The sequence below is a fragment of the Halomonas sp. KO116 genome, assembly GCF_000734975.2.
Taxonomy (GTDB): Bacteria; Pseudomonadota; Gammaproteobacteria; order Pseudomonadales; family Halomonadaceae; genus Vreelandella; species Vreelandella glaciei.
This window is the reverse complement of sequence record NZ_CP011052.1, coordinates 4,320,089-4,339,337: the sequence shown is the minus strand read 5'-3', so window position 1 is coordinate 4,339,337 and position 19,249 is coordinate 4,320,089. Positions and strand designations below refer to the sequence as shown.

18 protein-coding genes are annotated in these 19,249 nt (G+C 57.2%); 11 read left to right on the top strand and 7 right to left on the bottom strand.

Translation table 11 applies throughout. The annotated features are described in order from the left end of the window. Positions 1-20: 20 nt before the first annotated feature. From infB to KO116_RS19810, 6 genes are all read left to right on the top strand, one after another. Positions 21-2,600 carry a translation initiation factor IF-2 gene (gene infB / locus KO116_RS19835; protein ID WP_035562716.1) on the top strand — a complete coding sequence of 860 codons (2,580 nt, stop codon included), beginning with the start codon at positions 21-23 and terminating at the stop codon, positions 2,598-2,600. An 18-nt stretch (positions 2,601-2,618) separates the two neighbouring features. After that, a complete protein-coding gene (gene rbfA / locus KO116_RS19830) occupies positions 2,619-3,035 on the top strand; it encodes a 30S ribosome-binding factor RbfA (protein WP_008958799.1) in 417 nt (138 codons plus the stop codon). Continuing rightward, positions 3,035-3,955: a tRNA pseudouridine(55) synthase TruB gene (truB, locus tag KO116_RS19825; protein ID WP_035562719.1), complete on the top strand. Its 921-nt coding sequence runs from the start codon at positions 3,035-3,037 to the stop codon at positions 3,953-3,955. The genes rbfA and truB overlap by 1 nt, the downstream gene beginning before the upstream one ends. Before the next feature lie 129 nt (positions 3,956-4,084). After that, entirely contained in the window at positions 4,085-4,354 is a 270-nt protein-coding gene (gene rpsO / locus KO116_RS19820) for a 30S ribosomal protein S15 (protein WP_007111823.1), read from the top strand. Positions 4,355-4,517: 163 nt separating this feature from the next. Beyond that, positions 4,518-6,686, top strand: coding sequence for a polyribonucleotide nucleotidyltransferase (pnp, locus tag KO116_RS19815; protein WP_035562722.1), 2,169 nt, complete (start codon positions 4,518-4,520; stop codon positions 6,684-6,686). 143 nt (positions 6,687-6,829) lie between these two features. Next, positions 6,830-7,999: an MFS transporter gene (locus KO116_RS19810; RefSeq protein ID WP_035562724.1), complete on the top strand. Its 1,170-nt coding sequence runs from the start codon at positions 6,830-6,832 to the stop codon at positions 7,997-7,999. Positions 8,000-8,029: 30 nt separating this feature from the next. On the opposite strand, the gene KO116_RS19805 is transcribed toward KO116_RS19810, so the two are convergent. Continuing rightward, positions 8,030-8,905 (bottom strand): LysR substrate-binding domain-containing protein, encoded by an 876-nt coding sequence (locus KO116_RS19805; protein WP_082072658.1) that lies wholly within the window; start codon positions 8,903-8,905, stop codon positions 8,030-8,032. 173 nt (positions 8,906-9,078) lie between these two features. Between KO116_RS19805 and KO116_RS19800 the strand changes: the two genes are divergently transcribed. From KO116_RS19800 to KO116_RS19780, 5 genes are read left to right on the top strand one after another with little or no spacing between them, the layout of a single operon-like run. Then, entirely contained in the window at positions 9,079-10,002 is a 924-nt protein-coding gene (locus KO116_RS19800; RefSeq protein WP_035562726.1) for an aminotransferase class IV, read from the top strand. After that, positions 9,992-10,951, top strand: coding sequence for an alpha/beta hydrolase family protein (locus KO116_RS19795; protein ID WP_200897114.1), 960 nt, complete (start codon positions 9,992-9,994; stop codon positions 10,949-10,951). The genes KO116_RS19800 and KO116_RS19795 overlap by 11 nt, the downstream gene beginning before the upstream one ends. Next, positions 10,941-11,510 carry an RBBP9/YdeN family alpha/beta hydrolase gene (locus KO116_RS19790; protein ID WP_035562728.1) on the top strand — a complete coding sequence of 190 codons (570 nt, stop codon included), beginning with the start codon at positions 10,941-10,943 and terminating at the stop codon, positions 11,508-11,510. The genes KO116_RS19795 and KO116_RS19790 overlap by 11 nt, the downstream gene beginning before the upstream one ends. Continuing rightward, on the top strand, positions 11,507-12,910 hold the full coding sequence (locus tag KO116_RS19785; RefSeq protein WP_035562731.1) for a CoA transferase: 1,404 nt from the start codon (positions 11,507-11,509) through the stop codon (positions 12,908-12,910). The genes KO116_RS19790 and KO116_RS19785 overlap by 4 nt, the downstream gene beginning before the upstream one ends. After that, positions 12,907-13,458: a 2'-5' RNA ligase family protein gene (locus KO116_RS19780; protein WP_035562734.1), complete on the top strand. Its 552-nt coding sequence runs from the start codon at positions 12,907-12,909 to the stop codon at positions 13,456-13,458. Before KO116_RS19785 ends, KO116_RS19780 begins: the two co-directional genes overlap by 4 nt. A 132-nt stretch (positions 13,459-13,590) precedes the next feature. On the opposite strand, the gene KO116_RS19775 is transcribed toward KO116_RS19780, so the two are convergent. From KO116_RS19775 to pcnB, 6 genes are all read right to left on the bottom strand, one after another. Further along, positions 13,591-14,769 (bottom strand): acetyl-CoA C-acetyltransferase, encoded by a 1,179-nt coding sequence (locus KO116_RS19775; RefSeq protein WP_035562738.1) that lies wholly within the window; start codon positions 14,767-14,769, stop codon positions 13,591-13,593. A 219-nt stretch (positions 14,770-14,988) separates the two neighbouring features. Then, the gene (gene panD / locus KO116_RS19770) at positions 14,989-15,369 is read right to left on the bottom strand and encodes an aspartate 1-decarboxylase (RefSeq protein WP_007111819.1); all 381 of its coding nucleotides are present in this window, start codon (positions 15,367-15,369) and stop codon (positions 14,989-14,991) included. 28 nt (positions 15,370-15,397) lie between these two features. After that, positions 15,398-16,270, bottom strand: a complete 873-nt coding sequence (panC, locus tag KO116_RS19765; protein ID WP_035562740.1) for a pantoate--beta-alanine ligase — start codon at positions 16,268-16,270, stop codon at positions 15,398-15,400. A gap of 82 nt (positions 16,271-16,352) precedes the next feature. Continuing rightward, entirely contained in the window at positions 16,353-17,144 is a 792-nt protein-coding gene (gene panB, locus KO116_RS19760; protein WP_035562743.1) for a 3-methyl-2-oxobutanoate hydroxymethyltransferase, read from the bottom strand. 153 nt (positions 17,145-17,297) lie between these two features. Further along, positions 17,298-17,792, bottom strand: coding sequence for a 2-amino-4-hydroxy-6-hydroxymethyldihydropteridine diphosphokinase (gene folK, locus KO116_RS19755; RefSeq protein ID WP_035562801.1), 495 nt, complete (start codon positions 17,790-17,792; stop codon positions 17,298-17,300). A 10-nt stretch (positions 17,793-17,802) separates the two neighbouring features. Beyond that, complete coding sequence (pcnB, locus tag KO116_RS19750) at positions 17,803-19,185, bottom strand: polynucleotide adenylyltransferase PcnB (protein ID WP_035562746.1); 1,383 nt, start codon at positions 19,183-19,185, stop codon at positions 17,803-17,805. Positions 19,186-19,249: the final 64 nt, after the last annotated feature.

Below are 19,249 nucleotides of genomic sequence, written 5' to 3'. Positions count from 1 at the left end.
ACGGGCTGAGGAGGGTCAATATGTCAGATATGACAGTTAAAGATTTCGCAGGAAAGGTGGGCCGTGATGTGCCCCGCCTACTAGAGCAAATGAAAGAAGCAGGTTTAGAGCACGCTTCTGAAAGCGATGCTGTGTCTGAAGAAGATAAGCAAAAGCTGCTGAGTTTCTTGAAGAAAAGCCACGGTGGCAGCGACACCGCTGAAGCGGGCAAAAACCGCATCACGCTGACGCGCAAAACCCGTAGCCGTATTAATACCGGCGAGCGCGGCAAAACTATTGAAGTGCAGGTACGTAAGAAAAAGACTTACGTCAAAAGCGCTGAAGATGAGAAGCCGAAAGCGCCAGAGCCTAGCTACACCGGCCCACGCCAGTTAGTGGGCGATATGGCGGAAGCGGAAGCTGAGCGCAAAGTAAACGATGCGCGTGTCGCTGAAGAAAAAGCAGCTGCGCAGAAGGCTCAGGCAGCTAAAGCGGCTGAAGAAGCAGCGAGCAAGAAAGAAGCCGCTGCTAAGAAGCCAGCTGACGCCAAGCCGAAAGCTGAAAAGGCGCCTGTAACGCCTGATCTTGATGTGCCTAATCTGCAAATCGACGATACCCCGTCGGGCGACGATATGCCGCCAGCGCCGCCGAAAGAGGGCCGCTCTGACCGCCGTACCGCGCCGCCGAAGAAAACGGCAGCGAAGGCCAAAGGTCGTCGTGACGATGAAGATCGTGGTGATCGCGAAGAGCGTAAACGCGGTGGCGGCGGTAAGAAGGTAAAACGTGCCGAACAACGTCGTGGTGGTCGCCGTGGTGGCAACCAAACCGGCAATGGCAAGCACGCTTTCCAGAAACCGACCCAGCCGATGGTGCGTGAAGTGTCGATCCCTGAGTCTATCAGCGTGGCGGAATTGGCCGACAAAATGTCGATCAAGGCCAATGAAGTGATCAAGGCCATGTTTAACATGGGCGCGGCGGTTACCATCAACCAAACCATCGATCAGGATACGGCGGCGATTGTGGTGGAAGAGATGGGCCATACCGCGAAGCTGGTTAAAGATGACGCGTTGGAAACGGAAATGCTCGAAGGCATCTCCTACGAAGGCGAAGAGATCACTCGTTCACCCGTTGTGACGGTGATGGGTCACGTTGACCACGGTAAAACCTCGCTGCTGGATTATATCCGTAAGGCGAAGGTTGCCACTGGTGAAGCGGGCGGTATTACCCAGCACATCGGTGCGTATCACGTGGAAGATAACCACGGTGGCGTTACCTTCCTGGATACCCCAGGCCACGCGGCGTTTACCGCTATGCGTGCCCGTGGTGCTAAGGCAACGGACGTCGTGATTCTGGTCGTTGCAGCGGATGACGGCGTGATGCCGCAGACCATTGAAGCGATTGAGCACTCCAAAGCCGCTGAAGTACCGATGGTGGTGGCGGTGAATAAGATCGATAAGCAGGGTATCGACCTGGATCGCATCAAGAACGAGCTTTCCCAGCACGGCGTGATTTCGGAAGAGTGGGGCGGTGACACCCAGTTTGTTCACGTGTCTGCTAAGACAGGTGAAGGTATGGAAGAGCTGCTTGAAGCGATCCAGCTGGCCTCCGAAGTGCTTGAGCTAAAAGCCGTGCCTTCCGCGCCGGGTAAAGGTGTGGTGGTTGAGTCACGCCTTGATAAAGGCCGTGGTCCGGTCGCTACCGTACTGGTTCAGAACGGTACATTGAAAAAGGGCGATATCGTCCTGGCGGGTCTGCACTATGGTCGTGTGCGTGCGCTGACCAACGAACTTGCCCAGCAGGTTGATTCGGTTGGCCCGGCCATGCCGGTAGAGATTCAAGGCTTGGGCGGAACGCCGGATGCCGGTGATGACTTTATGGTCGTCGCTGACGAGAAGAAAGCCCGCGAAGTGGCTAACTTCCGTCAAGGCAAGTACCGCGAAGTGCGCTTGGCGCGTCAGCAGAAAGCCAAACTGGAGAACATGTTCAGCCAGATGGGCCAAGACGAAGTGGCCAAGGTCAATGTCGTCCTCAAAGCCGACGTTCAAGGCTCTCTGGAAGCGATCAAGGGTGCTCTGGAAGAGCTCTCCACCGATGAAGTGGAAGTGGCCGTGGTTTCTTCGGGCGTGGGTGGTATCACCGGTACCGATGCCAACTTGGCACTTGCTTCTGAAGCCATCGTGGTCGGCTTTAACGTTCGTGCTGACGCTGCTGCCCGCGAGATCATCGAGCGTGAAGGTCTGGATCTGCGCTACTACAGCGTTATCTACCAGCTGATCGACGAGGTCAAACAGGCGATGAGCGGTATGCTCGCCCCTGAGTGGAAAGAAGAGATCGTTGGTATTGCCGAAGTACGCGACGTCTTCCGTGCGCCGAAGATTGGTGCGATCGCCGGTTGTATGGTGATTGAAGGCAACGTCCATCGTAATAAGAAGATCCGCGTGCTGCGTGATGACGTGGTGATCTACGAAGGTGAGCTCGAATCGCTGCGCCGCTTCAAAGACGATGTGCAGGAAGTGCGCAACGGTATGGAGTGTGGTATCGGCGTGAAGAACTACAACGATGTCCAAGTCGGCGATAAGATCGAAGTCTTCGACCAAGTGAAGGTCGAGCGCAGCCTGTAAGGTTGCGAGGAGCTAAACATGCGCGAATTTAAGCGTACCGACCGGGTAGCCGACCAGCTCCAAAAGGAGCTGGCGGTGTTGATCCAACGTGAAGTGAAAGACCCGCGTTTAGGTATGGTCACCGTTAGCGGCGTTACCGTTAGCCGTGACCTTGGCTACTCCGACGTCTACGTCACTCTGTTGGGTGAGCAAGAACCCGAGCGTATTAAAGAAAACCTGCAAGTGCTTAAGCGCGCCGCCGGTTTTCTAAGAAGTCAGATTGCTAAGCGCATCAAGCTACGTCACGTACCGGAGCTACGTTTTCATTTCGATGAAAGTGTGGTGCGTGGTCAGCAACTCTCTTCATTGATCGATGAAGCGGTGACCACGGATCGTGCACGCTATCAAGATGACGAGGATGACGCGGACGCCGAGCAAAGTGAGGAAACTCGCTAGTGGCGCGTCAACGTCGCGGTTTGCCGGTCAATGGTGTACTGCTGCTGGATAAGCCCAAGGGCGTTTCCAGCAACCACGCGCTGCAGCGTGTTCGTCGGTTGTTTCAGGCTCAAAAAGCCGGACACACCGGGACGCTAGACCCGATGGCAACCGGCTTGTTGCCGATCTGCCTTGGGGAAGCCACTAAGTTCTCGTCGCACCTGCTTGAAGCCGACAAGGTGTATCGCACCCGGGTAGAACTGGGGGTGATCACCGATACCGGCGATGCGGAAGGCTCGGTGATGGAGCAGCATGAAGTTCCCAGCCTAAACGTCGATGACGTGGAAGCTGTGCTCACCCGTTTTCGCGGTGAGATCGACCAAGTGCCGCCCATGTATTCGGCTTTAAAGCATCAGGGTAAAAAACTCTACGAGTTGGCCCGTGAAGGTAAACACGTAGAGCGTGCAGCACGCCGAATAAGCGTGTATGATGCGCGCCTGCTTTCATTTGATGGCACGGCTTTCGAGCTGGAAGTAAGCTGTAGTAAAGGCACTTATATCCGCACGTTAGCCGAAGATATTGGTCAGGCGCTTGGCTGTGGCGCGCACATTAGTCAACTAAGAAGGCTCAAAACAGGGCCCTTTTTAGCCGACGCGATGTGGACGCTAGAGGCCTTGGAAGCGTTAGCCGACCAAGCCGCCTTGGAAGCTGAGCTAATGCCCGTGGATGTGCTCGTTGATCATTTACCGTTACTGACAGTCGATGACACCGCTCACGCCCGTTTGGCCCATGGCCAGCCCGCTGCTCTCGAAACCGGTGCATTAGCCGCGGACGACGTAGCCAGACTTTATTACGCCGAGACGTTTATCGGCCTTGGTGTAGTGAAAGGTGCCCAGGAAGTGGCGCCTAAGCGGCTGTTAAGTACCGTCGCTATCTCGTAAGGCCTGTTGCAAGGACGCCGCAGACTACGTGAAAATAGTAAGATGCAAGACGCACATAGTAGCTTGAGACTGCAAATATGCGTGGTCTCACCCATTCATTTTTAGGCATATTGCTTACTGGAGATACAGATGGCTTTAACCGCTGAGAAGAAGGCCGAGATCGTCACTGAATACGGCCGCGGCGATAACGATACCGGTTCCCCTGAAGTGCAGGTTGCACTGCTGAGCGCCAACATCAATGGCCTGCAGGACCACTTCAAGACCAACAAGCAGGATCACCACTCTCGTCGTGGTCTGATCCGCATGGTTAACCAGCGTCGTAAGCTGCTGGACTACCTAAAGCGTAAAGATTTCGAACGCTATCAGTCTCTGATTCAGCGTTTAGGTCTGCGTCGTTAAGCGTTAACGGCAACGATTAGAAACGGGCAGCTCCCAAGGAGCTGCCCGTTTTTTTATGTTTCGAGTTGACGACGAGAGGGAACAGGTAGCCCTAACGCGCTCCAGCGCCTAGAATGGTAACGAGTCAAAACGACCTAAACGAATAGACAAGTAGATATTGATAATGCTGAAGGAAGTCGCTGTGAATCCGGTAAAGAAAACGTTCCAGTACGGTCGTAGCACCGTCACGCTCGAAACCGGGCGTATTGCTCGCCAAGCTACCGGCGCTGTCATGGTAACAATGGATGACACCGTCGTACTGTGTACCGTGGTTGCTCGAAAAGACGCCAACCCGAGTCAGCCCTTTTTCCCCCTCTCGGTACACTACCAAGAGAAAACCTACGCGGTGGGCAAAATTCCTGGCGGCTTCTTCAAGCGCGAAGGGCGCCCCACTGAAAAAGAGACGCTAACCTCGCGCCTGATTGATCGCCCTATTCGCCCGCTGTTCCCCAAAGGCTTTATGAACGAAGTGCAGGTTGTCTGTACCGTTCTTTCTACCGATCGTAACCACGATCCGGATATTGCCGCTTTGCTTGGCACCTCCGCGGCGCTGAGTATCTCTGGCGTACCGTTTAGTGGCCCGATTGGCGCGGCTCGCGTTGGTTTTAACGAAGAGAAAGGCTACTTCCTCAACCCGACGGTTGAAGAACTGGCTACCTCTGAGCTGGACATGGTCGTCGCCGGTACTGAAAAAGCCGTACTGATGGTTGAGTCTGAAGCCAAAGAGCTGCTTGAAGACGAAATGCTGGGAGCCGTTCTGTTCGGTCACCAGGAAATGCAGGTCGCGATCAGTGCCATTAACGAGCTGGTTGCTGAAGCGGGCAAGCCGCGCTGGGAGTGGCAAGCCGCCGAAGAGAACCAGGCGCTTAAAGCCGCCATGGCCGATGCCTTTGAAGCCAAGGTAGGCGATGCCTATCGCATCACTGACAAGATGCAGCGCCAGGATGCGCTAGCCGAATTGAAAGCTCAAGCCATTGAGCAACTGGCAGCCGATGAAGGCGAACCGGTTAACGATAAGTTCAGTAAAGATGACGTGAAAGGTGCCTTTGCTGGTTTGGAAAAACGCGTTGTGCGTTCACGCGTTGTAAAAGGCGAGCCGCGTATTGACGGTCGTGATAACCAAACCGTGCGCCCCTTGGCCATCGAAGTCGGTGTGCTGCCCAAAGCGCACGGCTCTGCTGTTTTCACTCGCGGTGAGACCCAGGCGATTGCAGTGGCAACGTTGGGCACGCTGCGTGATTCTCAGCTCATCGAATCGTTGGAAGGTGAGCGTAAAGACCGCTTTATGCTGCACTACAACTTCCCCCCCTACTCGGTAGGCGAAGCGGGCTTTATGGGTGGCCCCAAGCGTCGTGAAATCGGTCACGGCCGCTTGGCGCGTCGTGGTGTGCAGGCCATGCTGCCCGCCGAAGACGCCTTCCCCTACACCATCCGTGTCGTCTCTGAAATCACCGAATCTAACGGTTCAAGCTCGATGGCCTCTGTGTGTGGCTCTTCGCTGGCCTTGATGGACGCGGGTGTGCCGCTAAAGGCTCCGGTTGCTGGTATTGCCATGGGCCTGGTGAAAGATGCCGATGGCTTTGCCGTCTTGACCGATATCCTGGGTGACGAAGACCACCTTGGCGATATGGACTTTAAAGTGGCCGGTTCTGAAGAGGGCATTACTGCCCTGCAGATGGACATCAAGATCGAAGGCATCAACGAAGAGATTATGGAGCTCGCGCTGCAGCAAGCACTGACCGCGCGACTGAGTATTCTCGAGCAGATGAATGTCGTGATCAGTCAGAGTCGTAGCGATGTCTCCGACAACGCGCCGTCCATGGCAACCATTAAAATCGATCCTGACAAGATTCGTGACGTGATTGGTAAAGGCGGCGCGACGATTCGCAAAATTTGCGAAGACACCGGCGCATCCATTGATCTTGACGACGATGGCACCGTACGTATCTACGCGGAAGATAAAGCCGCTGCGAAACGCGCCATCGACACCGTACTGGCGATTACCGCAGAAGCGGAGATCGGCAAGCTGTACAACGGTAAGGTAGTGCGTATTGCCGACTTCGGTGCGTTTGTGAACATCATGCCGGGAACTGATGGCCTGGTGCACATCTCGCAGATCGTTGCTGAGCGCGTTAATAACGTGCGCGACTTCTTGAACGAAGGCGACGACGTGATTGTTAAGGTACTCGATATCGACAACCGCAACCGCGTGAAGCTGTCGATGAAAGAGATCACCGAAGAAGAGAAAGCCGCTTTCGCAGCGGAAGCAGCGGAAACCGAAGCGACGATGTAAATCGCTAGCTAGGTTTCTGATACCGCCCTCGTAGCCTCTGGCTGCGGGGGCGTTGTTTTTGCTAGGTACTTTTTTTGCCAGATATGGTTTTGTGGTTAGGTATAGCTTTGTTCGCCGGAATTTAGACAGTCAGGGAGCAGCAGATGGAACAGGAGCAAGCGCCGCGCTGGTGGGCGGTGGTGGCCGTGATGATCGGCATTTTTTTACTGGTGACCGCTGAACAGTTGCCGATTGGGCTGCTCTCTCAAGTGGCTTCTTCCATGGGCGTTACCCCTGGGATGGCAGGCTTAATGGTCACCGTGCCTGGTGTGGTCGCTGCCTTTTCTGCACCACTCTTGCCGGTCGCGGTAGGGCGTCTGGACAGACGTATTATGCTCACCCTGTTAATGGTTGTGATGGTAGTGGGGAGCGTGCTTTCGGCGCTGGCAAGCAGCTTTATACTACTACTCGCCGCCCGCGTGTTAGTAGGGCTCAGCATTGGTGGATTTTGGGCGGTAGCAGGCAGCATTGTCCCACGGCTTGTGCCTGAAGCCCAAGTGCCAAAAGCGATGACGATGATTTTTGGTGGCGTTGCGGCGGCCTCGGTGCTGGGTGTGCCACTAGGAACGCTGCTGGGAGATCTGAGCAACTGGCGGGTCGCCTTTGGGTCGCTGGGCGCCCTAAGCCTGTTAACGGCCGCGGCGCTGTGGTTTTGGCTACCGCCGTTACCACCAAGGGAGCCGGTGCGGCTTCGCGTGCTCGCCCAGCAGTTTAGCAATCGCGGCGTGCGAGTGGCGGTACTCACGACCGCCTTTGTGGTCGTTGGCCACTTTGCTGCTTACACCTTTATTAGCCCCATCCTGCAAGAGATCAGCGGTATTTCCCAACGCCATGTGAGCAGTCTGCTGCTGCTTTATGGGGTGGCGGGTATTGTGGGTAATATCGCGGCAGGCATGTTTGCCGGGCGCCACCCCTACCGCGCCGTGCTGGCGATTCCCAGCCTGCTGCTCATCGTCGTCGCCATCTTCCCGCTGCTGGGTGTTCAGCCGAGCAGCGGCGTCATGTTGCTCATGATGTGGGGCGCGGTGTTTGGCAGCGTATCAGTCAGCATTCAAACCTGGATTATACGCACAGCACCCAACACCGAAGCCGCCACAGCGTTGATGGCGTTTACCTTCAACATGTCGATTGGATTGGGGGCTATGCTAGGGGGACGCTTGGTCGATGGCACTAGCCTACCCATTGCCATGTGGGCCGCATCAGGATTATTCCTGCTGGGGGCGCTGCTGGTCTGGCGAACACCTTCACGCATCGTGGGGGAGAAGCGTCGTTAAGTAAGCGATAAATAATGCGCAAGTATCTGGCTACGCTGACTGCTCGCACAGCCAGCTGCGCAAATTTTCCAAACGGCGATCCTCGCGCAGTGCATCTGGGTAGACTAACCAGAAGCCAACGTCTGCGTTGACTGGATGTTCGAATACCGACGTTAGACGCCCCAAACGCACGGCGCTATCGGCCAGTTCGCAGACCGCTATCGATACACCTACCCCATCGGCGGCGGCTTGCAGCGTTAATCCGCCGGAATCCACCTGCGTGACCACGGCGGGTTTGAAGGGGCCGCCGGGAAGGCTCTCCATCCAGCGTTGCCATGTCAGGCAGTGGCGGGAGACAAACAGATTGGCCTGGCTGACACGGTCAAGGCGATCGCGATGGGAGCCGGTAGCAAAGCCTGGACGGGCATAAAGGTCGATGGTTGCTTCAAAGAGGAGATCGGCCTGTAATTCCGGCCAATGCCCGTTGCCGTACCAGATGCCCACATCGGCCACCCCCGCGGCAAGGTCTACCTCATCCTGCGTAGTGGATATCTCAAGCGAGAATCCACGCCGCTCGAAGGGATACAGGCTTAACCGCGGCGACAGCCAGTTGGTTGCAAAAGTAGGCAACATGTTGAGACGTAGCGGCCCGTCACGGCGTTTTTGGCGAAGTGAGTCAACCCCCTTGGCAATCTGCGTAAAGCCTTGTTGCAGGTAAGGCGTTAGCTTGTGCCCCGCGTCGGTAAGCTCAAGACGCGTTCCTGTTCGGCGCAGAAGCACGACGCCAAACAACTCCTCCAGTATGCGCAGTTGGTGACTGACGGCCGAAGGAGTGACCGAAAGCTCCATGGCCGCTTCCTTGATTGAAAGATGCCGCGCCGTCGCCTCAAAAGCGCGTAGAGCATTTAATGGCACAGGAATCCGCATAATCGCTACCCCCACCCTCGAAGGTTGATAAACAGATCATACAAGAAGCCGCGCTGACCACGCTGTAAAAATCGCTGAGCAAAACTCAGCCCAGTTTGAGATTTACTCACTCGTTTTTAAAACATACTGAGGACAGACTGACGATATCGATAATCTGCTACTGGGTGGGTGCCATGCTAAACGCTCTTGATGACCGAGATGGGTTGATCTGGCTCGATGGTGAGCTGCTTCCTTGGCGTGAGGCGCGCCTGCACGTGCTTAGCCATGCGTTACACATGGGGGGAGCGGTATTCGAAGGCATGCGTGCCTACGGCAGGCGTGTTTTTCTGGGTGACGCGCATTTGGAGCGTTTAGAGCGTTCCGCCGCACTACTGGACTATCGGCTGCCCTGGTCGCACCGCGAGCTCAGCCAAGCGATTGACGCGGTGCTATGGGCCAATCAGCTAACCGATGCGTATATCCGCCCTATCGCCTGGCGTGGCGCGGACAGTGTGTCTATCGCGGCGCCTCAAGCACGTGTCCATGTGGCGATTGCCGCTTGGGATTGGCCTACGGCGGCGTCCCAGGGGCGGGCAGAGGTAGGTATTCGGCTGCAACTGGCCAACTGGCGACGCCCGCCCCCTAATACGGCGCCTACTGCCTCTAAGTGTTCTGGACTGTATATGATCGGCACGCTAGCCCGCCATGCGGCCATAGCAGTAGGCTGTGATGATGCGTTACTGCTCGATAGCGACGGCTTAGTCGCTGAAACGACAGCCACTAATCTGCTTTTGGTCAGTGATGGCGTACTGGTAACCCCACTGCCGACCTGTTTTCTTGATGGCATCACCAAGCGCCATGTGTTGGGTTTGGCACGTCAGAGAGGCCTGCCGGTAGAGGAGCGAGCGGTTACACTCGAGGAACTGCGTGCTGCAACCGAAGTGTTGACTGCCGGCACCTCGGTCGAGCTTCAGCCGGTGGTGGCATTGGTGGAAGATAAGGCGAAGACCGAATGGCCCGTGGGCCCTGTTACCCAGCAACTGATTGCGGACTTTCATGCTACCGTCACTGGGGCTAAGAACGGTATAGATGCAAGGCGACAGAACATTGATACCTGAGCTCGTCTCTATCAGCGCGGCGGATAGTTATGCGTTGCGCGGGTGGGTTTGGCGCCGGCCTTGTGATTCGTCGTCTCACCCTGGCCCCGTGGTGATCATTAACACCGCCACCTCGGTGCGCTGCCGCTATTACATGCCCTTTGCTGACTATTTGTACCAGCAAGGGTGGGACGTAGTGACCTATGACTACCGGGGAATCGGCGATTCGCGCCACCATTCGCTGCGCAAACTCAAGGCCGACTGGATCGACTGGGGGCAGCATGATTTTGAAGGCGTTCTACGCTACGTCGCCAGGCGTTTTCCTGGTCAACCTATCGATGTGGTGGGTCACTCTGCGGGCGGTTTCGTGATTGGCCTTGCCCAGTCCGCCCATCGCGTGCGTCGCATCTTCACCATGGGCGCACAGTATGCCTACTGGCGGGACTACGCACCCGAGGCTCGGCGCTCTATGTTCTTGCGTTGGCATCTAGCGATGCCACTGTTGGCACTTTTGGTCGGCTACGTACCCGCCAAGCGTCTGGGGTGGATGGAAGATACACCCAAAGGCGTAGCACTGGATTGGGCGCGAATGGGGCCGCGCTTTGAGCACAACGTGCGGCGTAAACGTGAAACACCTGAGGGCGAGCCCGAAGCTGAGATGCTGGTGCGGGGCTTCGCGCGTGTGCAGGCACCGATTTTGGCGCTGGGCATCGACGATGACCCTTTCGGCACTCGTCCCGCGCTTGATCGCCTTCTAGAGTATTACAGTAGTAGCGAACACTACCACCTGCGGCTAGCGCCAACTGCGGTGGGCCAGCCAAGCATCGGCCATTTCGCTTTTTTCCATAAGCGCTTTCGCGACGTGCTCTGGCCACTTGCCATGGAGTGGCTGCGCACCGGTAATCCGCCCACGACTTTTCCTGGCGAGTTGCGCTATCGACCGCGTAAGGAGACCTGCAATGACAACTAACAAGCCAGCGACCCAGCTGCTATTTCTGCCCGGTCTCGGCAATTCTGATGCTAACCACTGGCAGTCGCTATGGGCGCTAAAGCGGCCTAATAGCCTCCGTTTTCAGCCTGGCTCCTGGGATGAGCCGAATCTTACCGATTGGCTGCAGGCATTGGATACCGCCATTGATGAAGCTGAGGCGCCGGTGTTGCTCGTTGCTCACAGTCTTTCATGCCTGCTGGTGGCGCACTGGGTGCAGGAGGCCAACAGTAGCGATGAGAGAGCTCATCGATTGGCGCAGGTAAGCGGCGCGTTGTTGGTGGCAGTACCTGATCCTGGCGCAAAGGCTTTCCCGCCCGAAGCGAGCGGTTTCCGCAACCCTCCTGCTCGACCGCTGCCATTTCCAGCGCTGGTTGTCGCCAGCAGTGACGACCCCTACGCGACGACAGCCTATGCCCAGCAGCAGGCTGCGGCATGGCAAGCCGATTTTGTTGACGTGGGCGCCTGCGGGCATATCAACGCCGCAAGTCAGTTAGGGGAGTGGCCCCAGGGATGGGCGTTGTTGGAGGCTTTAGCATGAGTTTCCATACGCTGACAGCACGCGATGCACTGACCGCGCTCTGGTCACTGGGTGGTCTGCCGGCGGAGGCTTTGGACAAGATCACGTTGACTGGCCATGATCCCGTTTTCCCATCCTCGTTTGCCGTTGGCGCCGCCGCGCAAACGACGATCGCTGCCGCGGCGCTTGCCGCCTGCGAGCTGGGGCATTCGCGCGGGGCTCCCCGCCAGCCAGTCGCGGTGGAGATGGCGCACGCTGCCGCTGAGTGCTTGGGGTGGTTTAGCCTGGATGGTCAGGAACCCAACCTCTGGGATCCATTCTCCGGCTTATATCGCTGCGCCGACGGGCACGTTCGTGTACACACCAACTTTCGTCACCATCGCGATGGCGCGCTACGATTACTGGGCCTGGATAAGAGATCAGCGACACGCGAAGATGCCGCGCAAGCACTGTTGAGCTGGCAGGCGCTGGCGTTCGAGCAGGCGAGTGCTGAGCGTGGCCTAGTGGCCACGGCGCTGCGTCGCTTCGATGAGTGGGATGTAACGCCTCAGGGCCAGACCATCGCATCGCAGCCGTTAATGACGATCACCCGCATCGGTGATGCACCGCCTCGCGCGCTGCCAACTCTGGCAAATAACGCCCGTCCGCTCACAGGAGTGCGGGTGCTCGATCTCACTCGCATCCTGGCTGGGCCGGTGGGAGGGCGGGCGTTAGCTTCATTGGGTGCGGATGTGATGCTGGTGAACTCACCTCACCTTCCCAATATCGCTGCCATCGCCGAGACCAGCCGGGGCAAACGCTCGGCGCATATTGATCTATGCACCGCAGCCGGGCGAAAGTTGTTATGGCGGCTCATCGAGGATGCCCAGGTATTCTCTCAGGGGTACCGCCCTGGCGGGCTGGCCGCACTCGGTTTTTCTCCTGAGGCCCTGGCTGCTCGCAGGCCCGGCATTGTCAGCGTGTCGCTCACCGCCTACGGTACCCAGGGCCCCTGGGCCAACCACCGCGGCTTTGACTCGCTGGTACAGACGGCGATGGGATTCAATCATGCTGAGGGTGAAGCGGCCGATGACGGCAAGCCACGCGCGCTGCCGATGCAGATTCTCGACCAGGCCAGTGGCTTCCTGATGGCCTTCGGGGTAGCTGCCGCCCTGTGGCATCAGCAGCACGAAGGGGGGAGCTGGCATGTGCAGGTTTCGTTGGCGCAGACTGGTCACTGGCTGCGCGGGTTGGGGCGCGTCGAGGGAGGCCTTGACGCCGCTAGGCCCGACTTTACGCCCTGGCTGACAAGTGATATTTCTGGCTTCGGCCTGTTACGCGCGGTGCGTCCCAGCGCGCAACTGCTGCGCACGCCAGCAGGCTACGCACGGCCCTCGATGCCACCTGGCACGGATGCGCCGAACTGGACGATGCAGTCATGACCCGAGTGGCACCGCAAGCGGCCTTGATCGTTCCTGTTCGCGAAGCTGAGCCCGTGGTTGGCGAGCTTCGTCAGCGCTATGATGCCGCAGCGGCTATAGGCGTGCCCGCGCACATAACACTACTTTATCCCTTTGTATCACCTAACGAGATTGTCGAGAAAGATCTTCGCAAGCTTAAAGCGATTGCTAAACAAACCACTGCTTTTGAGTTTTGGCTATCGGGTGTGGGCCGATTCACGGACACGGTGTATCTTCAGCCAAGCCCTAGCGCTCCTTTTATCTCGCTGATTAAAGCATTCGTCGATGCCTTCCCTGACTACCCACCCTACGGTGGTCTCCATACGGGCAGTATACCTCACCTCACCGTCGCCAGAGAGAGTGAGCCAGAGGCGCTCGAGCGAATAGAAGATGAGGTGCGTTTGTTGATGGCGAAACAGAGAGTGATTCAGTGTTACTGCAACAGTTTTGCGTTGATCGTGAATACTGAGGGGAGATGGGTGACTCAACAACGATTTTCTCTTATCGAGTCAGAGACCAATGGCAACTAGTGCCATGCAGCCCGGTAATGATGATGTTAGTAGAACAAGGTAAGAAGGTTTGTGTATTCCGAACGGGATAAGCCCTCGTCAATTGACGAGGGCTTATATTAGTTCTTAGCTAAGCGAGCGAAGGGTAGGTTTTTAAGGCCGTTCGATAGCCAAGGCTACACCCTGACCGCCGCCGATACACAGCGTCGCGAGGCCTTTCTTGGCGTCGCGGGCGATCATTTCGTGGAGCAGCGTGACCAGTACGCGGCAGCCGGAGGCACCGATGGGGTGGCCTAGGGCGATCGCGCCGCCGTTGACGTTGACCTTGCTGACATCCCAGCCAAGTTCTTTGTTAACGGAGAGCGCCTGGGCAGCGAAGGCTTCGTTGGCTTCTACCAGATCCAGGTCATCCAGGCTCCAGCCGGCTTTTTCCAAGCAGCGGCGGGTAGCCGGTGCGGGGCCGATACCCATAATGGCAGGATCAACGCCTGCGTTGGAGTAAGCGGCAATACGCGCCAGCGGCTCTAGCCCCAGCTGCTTGGCTTTTTCGGCGGAGCAGAGCATAACCACTGCCGCGCCGTCGTTGAGCGCCGAGGCGTTACCGGCGGTAACGGTGCCGTCTTTCTTAAACGCAGGGCGCATGCCGCCAAGCTTCTCCGCGGTAACTTCCCGTGGGTTCTCATCGGTATCAAACACCACCGGGTCGCCTTTGCGCTGGGGAATTTCCACCGGCACGATCTGACCTTTGAACTTACCTTCTTTGATGGCGGCAGCGGCTTTCTGCTGGGACGCTGCGGCGAACTCGTCCATCGCTTCGCGGGTGATGCCGTACTTCTCGGCCAAGTTCTCGGCAGTAATGCCCATGTGGTAGTTGTTGAACGCATCCCACAGGCCGTCGTGCACCATGGAATCAATTGCCTTCCAATCGCCCATGCGCTGACCGTTGCGCGAGTTGGGGAGTACGTGTGGCGAGGCGGACATGTTCTCCTGACCACCGGCCAGAATCAGCTCAGCATCGCCACAGCGAATGGCTTGAGTGGCGAGATGCAGCGCTTTAAGGCCTGAACCACACACTTTGTTGATGGTCATGGCCGGTACCGAGTCTGGCAGGCCGCCCTTGATAGCTGCTTGGCGCGCCGGGTTTTGGCCAACGCCTGCGGTGAGCACCTGGCCCAGCAGTACTTCGTCAACTTGATCGGGAGAAACGCCGGTTGAGGCGAGGATATCTTTGATCACCAAGGCGCCGAGGTCGCTCGCTGGAATACCTGCGAGGGAGCCGCCGAAAGCGCCCACAGCGGTGCGGCGTGCCGCAACAATGACTACTTCTTGCATAAGATGACTCCTGGAGTAATTAACAGACAGTCTGATGCCAGATGCCCGATAGGCGTGCTCTGCAGCCGTACTCTTTTATTCGTGCTGTGTCAGCCGTCTCTTCAGCATAGGGGAAGGTGGTGCGTTGCGGCAATAAACCTTTATGGGCAAATAAAAACGGGCCAACATGTGGCCCGTCAGGGGAAAGTAGTAGAGGCGCTAAGATTAGGCCAGTTGTGATCAGGCCAACTGCACCGGGATAATATTGCTGGTGTGGCTGACGTGGTTGCCTTCCTGCAGATACACCAGCGCAGGCTGGTGGTTTTCCAGTTCGGCTTCGGAATAGTGGGCGTAGCTGCAGATAATGATCCGGTGGCCAGGGGCGGCGAGGTGGGCAGCAGCGCCGTTGATCGAGATAAGTTTGGAGCCTTCCTCACCGCGAATGGCGTAAGTGGTGAAACGTTCGCCATTCTCGACGTTGTAAATCTGGATCTGCTCATTTTCACGGATGCCCGCCATATCCAGCAAGTCACCGTCGATAGCGCAGGAGCCTTCGTAGTTGAGTACCGCGTGTGTGACGCGAGCCATGTGCAGCTTGGCTTTGAGCATAATGGTGTGCATGTGAGTTCCTCTATTCCCAGTTGTTTATTTATTTGCTGAAGGCAGTGACTGTGCTGGCCGGGAGTTGAATCGTGACATTGTCGATTAACCGCGCCGGGCCTAGTTGGGCCGCTGCCAACAGTACCGCGTGGCGGGTGGTTGGGCTCACCGGTGCCAGTGATGCGTCACGTAGCTCCAGGTAGTCCGGTGTAAAACCAGCTTCACTTAGCGCGGCTTTACCCTGATCAAGAGCCTCTTCTATTGGGGCTCCGTGCTCCAGAGCATCGCGTAGCATACATAATGTGCGGTAGAGCGCAGGAGCGATAGCACGCTCCTCGCTGCTTAAATAACCATTTCGCGATGACAGTGCCAAGCCATCCTCGGCACGCACGATTGGTACACCGATAATCTCGATCGGCATATGCAGGTCGCGCACCAGCTTACGAATCACCGCCAGCTGCTGGTAATCCTTTTCCCCGAAGCAGGCAATATCTGGCCGCACCAGATTGAATAGCATGCTGACGACGGTAGAAACACCGTCGAAGTGGCCGGGACGCGAACCACCGCACAACCCCTCGCCGACGACGGGTACATGAACACGGGTTTGAGCATCCAAACCGTTTGGATAAAGTGAGCTCACCGCTGGTGCAAACAGCACGTCACAGCCGGCCTCAACCAACTGCGCCTGGTCGGCGTCAAAGGTACGCGGATAGCCGTCTAAATCTTCCCCTGGGCCGAACTGCATCGGGTTGACAAACAGGCTTGAGACTACGATGTCGGCGTGCTGGCGCGCGCAGGCCACCAGCGCTAAATGCCCCGCATGCAGGTTGCCCATCGTGGGCACCAGGGCAATGCGCTGGCCGCGCTGACGGTATTCCTGCAGCGTACTGCGTAGCTGATCAATGTCTCGCAAAGTGCGCATAGTCAAGATTTCTTCTTCTAAAAGCGGTCTTTAAAAACGGTCTTCAAGAACGATCTTCAAAAACGGTATTTAAAAACAGTATTTAAAAACAGTGCTCTGGGGCCGGGAACTTGCGCGATTTGACCGCTTCGTGGTAATGCTGGAAGGCTGTTTGAAGACTGTCAGCGTCAACCATAAAGTTTTTCACGAAGCGCGGTGTGCGGCCATGGGTAACACCGAGTACATCGTGCATCACCAGGATCTGACCGTCGGTATCGGGCCCTGCACCAATACCGATGACTGGAACATCCAGCGCTTCGGTGACCGCTTTGCCCAGGCTCGCGGGAACGCACTCAAGCAGAATCACCGAGGCGCCCGCCTCAACGAGGACTTTGGCATCATTAATAATTCGCTCGGCGTGAGCGGCATCGCGGCCCTGCACTTTATAACCGCCTAGCTGGTGCACGGTTTGTGGGGTTAAACCGAGATGTGCACATACTGGGACGCCGCGGCGAGTCAGTTCACGAATGCCATCGGCCATCCAGGCTTCGCCTTCCAGCTTGACCAGTTCAGCGCCCGCGCGCATAACCGCACCGGCATCTTCCAGCAGTCGCTCGGTGGTGGCGTTGCTCATAAAGGGTAGATCGACCATTAGCAGGCTGTGGCCTTTGCCACGAGCAGCGCAGCGGGTGTGGTAAACGATGTCTTCAATAGTGACAGGTAAGGTGCTGTTATGGCCTTGTAACACCATGCCTAGCGAATCACCGACGAGCAGGACATCAATGCCTGCCTGGCTTGCCGCATGGGCAAAGGAGGCGTCGTAAGCGGTTAGGCAACTGAACGTCTCGCCAGCCTGTTTATAGGCCTGCAGCGTGCTTAGGGTGACGGTTTTCATGGCGTGCTCTCTTTATACAAGGCCACTGCGACATAGGCAGCGGCCATTATTGACGCTGCATCCCTGCATGCGCGAAGTGGCGTAGCCGGCAATTGTTACCTGAATGGGGTGTCGGTGTCGAGATATGTGTCAGATAGTAGCATTGAGCGCACGCTAGGCGTCGGGGAGTCGTTCCAAGCCTTGGTCTTCAACGCGTTTAAGCCATGCTGATAGCGGCTGTTGGAGGAGGTTGAGTGAGGGAGCGATCTCTGCGAGCGGTAGCAGTACAAAGGCTCGGGCGGTCATTTGTGGGTGGGGAAGTTGTAGGCGTGGCACGTCGATAGCGTTGTTGGCGTAGAGCAGCAGGTCAAGATCAAGCGTGCGGGGCCCCCAGTGGCGGTGGCGGTGGCGGCGATGCTGCTGTTCTAACGCCTGAAGCTGGTCGAGCAGCGCCAGCGGCGAAAGGCATGTTTCCAGCGCTGCCACGGCATTGATAAAGTCCGGCTGGTCTTGCGGCCCCACGGGGCGGCTGGCATACAGTGATGACGTTGCCACCAAACGGCTCAGCGGCAGCGTGGCAAGCTCATTAAGCGCCTCGCGAAGCTGCTCTACGGGCGACTCAAGATTGCTGCCGAGGCCAATATAGGCGAGTTGAGGAGAGGTGCCCACCGCAGTTTCGCTACTCTGATGCCCGCGGCTTACGCCGCCTTTTGCGCCGACCATCACCTTGACTCGCCGGGTCGCCGCCGACTTTTTGCAGCAAGCGACGCTGTTCGTGCTCATCACCATGCTGAAACGCGGTCCACCAGTCGCCTAATCCGCGCGGAATTTCACCCGCTTGTTCGCGCAACAGGAGCAGGTCGTAGCCCGCTCGGAAGCGTGGGTGCTCACGGGTTTGAAAGGCTTTTTTACCGCGTCGCTGGGGCAGCCGCTGCTGTAGCTCCCAGATTTCCCGCATGGGAATACCAAAGCGCTTGGGAATTGATGTGTGCTCTAGCTGACGCGAAACCACCTGTTGAGCGGCTGCTTGGAGCGCGGGTATCGGCGGCATGCCCTCTTGCTCGAGCACTTCCTGGCGCTGTTTGACCGGTGCCCACAAGAATGCTGCCAACAGGAAGGCCGGGGTGACGGGGCGCTCTTCGGCAATGCGCTTATCGGTGTTGGTCAGCGCTTGCTCAATCAGTTCTTCAGCCCAGGCGGCATCAGCCATGGCTTCTTCGGCTTCAGGGAAGAGCATACCAAACAGGCCGTAGTGGCTGAGTAGACGAAACGTGACTAAGCCATGACCCGACATAAACAGCTTGAGCACTTCATCGAATAGCCGCGCCGGGGGAATCTGCAGCAGCAGCGGCGCCTGATCGTACATCGGTGCTTCGGTGGCGGGATCCAGCGTGAAGTCGAGCTTAGCCGCAAAGCGCACCGCGCGTAGCATCCGTACCGGGTCTTCGCGGTAACGCGTTGCCGGGTCGCCAATCAGGCGCAGGGTGCGGGTTTCGATATCCCGGGCGCCATTGGCAAAATCGGTAATGCTGAAGTCAGCGATATTGTAGTAGAGCGCATTAACGGTGAAGTCGCGCCGCAGTGCGTCCTCTTCGATGTTGCCCCATACGTTGTCGCGCAGCAGTAACCCTTCATCGGACTGGTGGGCAATATGATCGCCATGCTCGTCTTGGGGTTTGCCACGAAAGGTGGTGACCTCAATAACCTCACGGCCAAAGCGCACGTGGACAATCCGAAAACGGCGACCGATCAGACGCGAGTTACGAAACAGATCGCGAACCTGCTCGGGGGTGGCATTCGTCGCAACGTCGAAATCCTTGGGCATCTTGCCCAGCAGCGCGTCACGAATGCAGCCGCCCACCAAATAGGCATCGAACCCTGCGCCGCTAAGGCGGTAGAGCACTTTTAACGCGGCATCACTAATATGCTGGCGAGAAACAGGGTGCTCGGACCGTGGGATATTACGTGGAGAGAGGACGGCGGTGGCGCTCTCTTGGGGATCGAGCAAGGTTTTCAATTGCTCCCCCGGGCTGTGTAGGAAACGGGTAAATCCTTTAAACATGCGATAATTTCAACTCGCAGGGTACGAAAAAATAGTCATTAGTAAGTACTTCAAACGAGTACTG

What these genes read in the sequence shown, in the direction of transcription:
- KO116_RS19790 (WP_035562728.1), top strand. Translation starts at nt 10,941, where the DNA reads ATGACAACTAACAAGCCAGCGACCCAGCTGCTATTTCTGCCCGGTCTC.
- pcnB (WP_035562746.1), bottom strand. Translation starts at nt 19,185, where the DNA reads ATGTTTAAAGGATTTACCCGTTTCCTACACAGCCCGGGGGAGCAATTG.
- panD (WP_007111819.1), bottom strand. Translation starts at nt 15,369, where the DNA reads ATGCACACCATTATGCTCAAAGCCAAGCTGCACATGGCTCGCGTCACA.
- KO116_RS19780 (WP_035562734.1), top strand. Translation starts at nt 12,907, where the DNA reads ATGACCCGAGTGGCACCGCAAGCGGCCTTGATCGTTCCTGTTCGCGAA.
- panB (WP_035562743.1), bottom strand. Translation starts at nt 17,144, where the DNA reads ATGAAAACCGTCACCCTAAGCACGCTGCAGGCCTATAAACAGGCTGGC.
- rpsO (WP_007111823.1), top strand. Translation starts at nt 4,085, where the DNA reads ATGGCTTTAACCGCTGAGAAGAAGGCCGAGATCGTCACTGAATACGGC.
- KO116_RS19775 (WP_035562738.1), bottom strand. Translation starts at nt 14,769, where the DNA reads ATGCAAGAAGTAGTCATTGTTGCGGCACGCCGCACCGCTGTGGGCGCT.
- panC (WP_035562740.1), bottom strand. Translation starts at nt 16,270, where the DNA reads ATGCGCACTTTGCGAGACATTGATCAGCTACGCAGTACGCTGCAGGAA.
- infB (WP_035562716.1), top strand. Translation starts at nt 21, where the DNA reads ATGTCAGATATGACAGTTAAAGATTTCGCAGGAAAGGTGGGCCGTGAT.
- KO116_RS19805 (WP_082072658.1), bottom strand. Translation starts at nt 8,905, where the DNA reads ATGCGGATTCCTGTGCCATTAAATGCTCTACGCGCTTTTGAGGCGACG.
- KO116_RS19785 (WP_035562731.1), top strand. Translation starts at nt 11,507, where the DNA reads ATGAGTTTCCATACGCTGACAGCACGCGATGCACTGACCGCGCTCTGG.
- rbfA (WP_008958799.1), top strand. Translation starts at nt 2,619, where the DNA reads ATGCGCGAATTTAAGCGTACCGACCGGGTAGCCGACCAGCTCCAAAAG.
- KO116_RS19800 (WP_035562726.1), top strand. Translation starts at nt 9,079, where the DNA reads ATGCTAAACGCTCTTGATGACCGAGATGGGTTGATCTGGCTCGATGGT.
- KO116_RS19810 (WP_035562724.1), top strand. Translation starts at nt 6,830, where the DNA reads ATGGAACAGGAGCAAGCGCCGCGCTGGTGGGCGGTGGTGGCCGTGATG.
- pnp (WP_035562722.1), top strand. Translation starts at nt 4,518, where the DNA reads ATGCTGAAGGAAGTCGCTGTGAATCCGGTAAAGAAAACGTTCCAGTAC.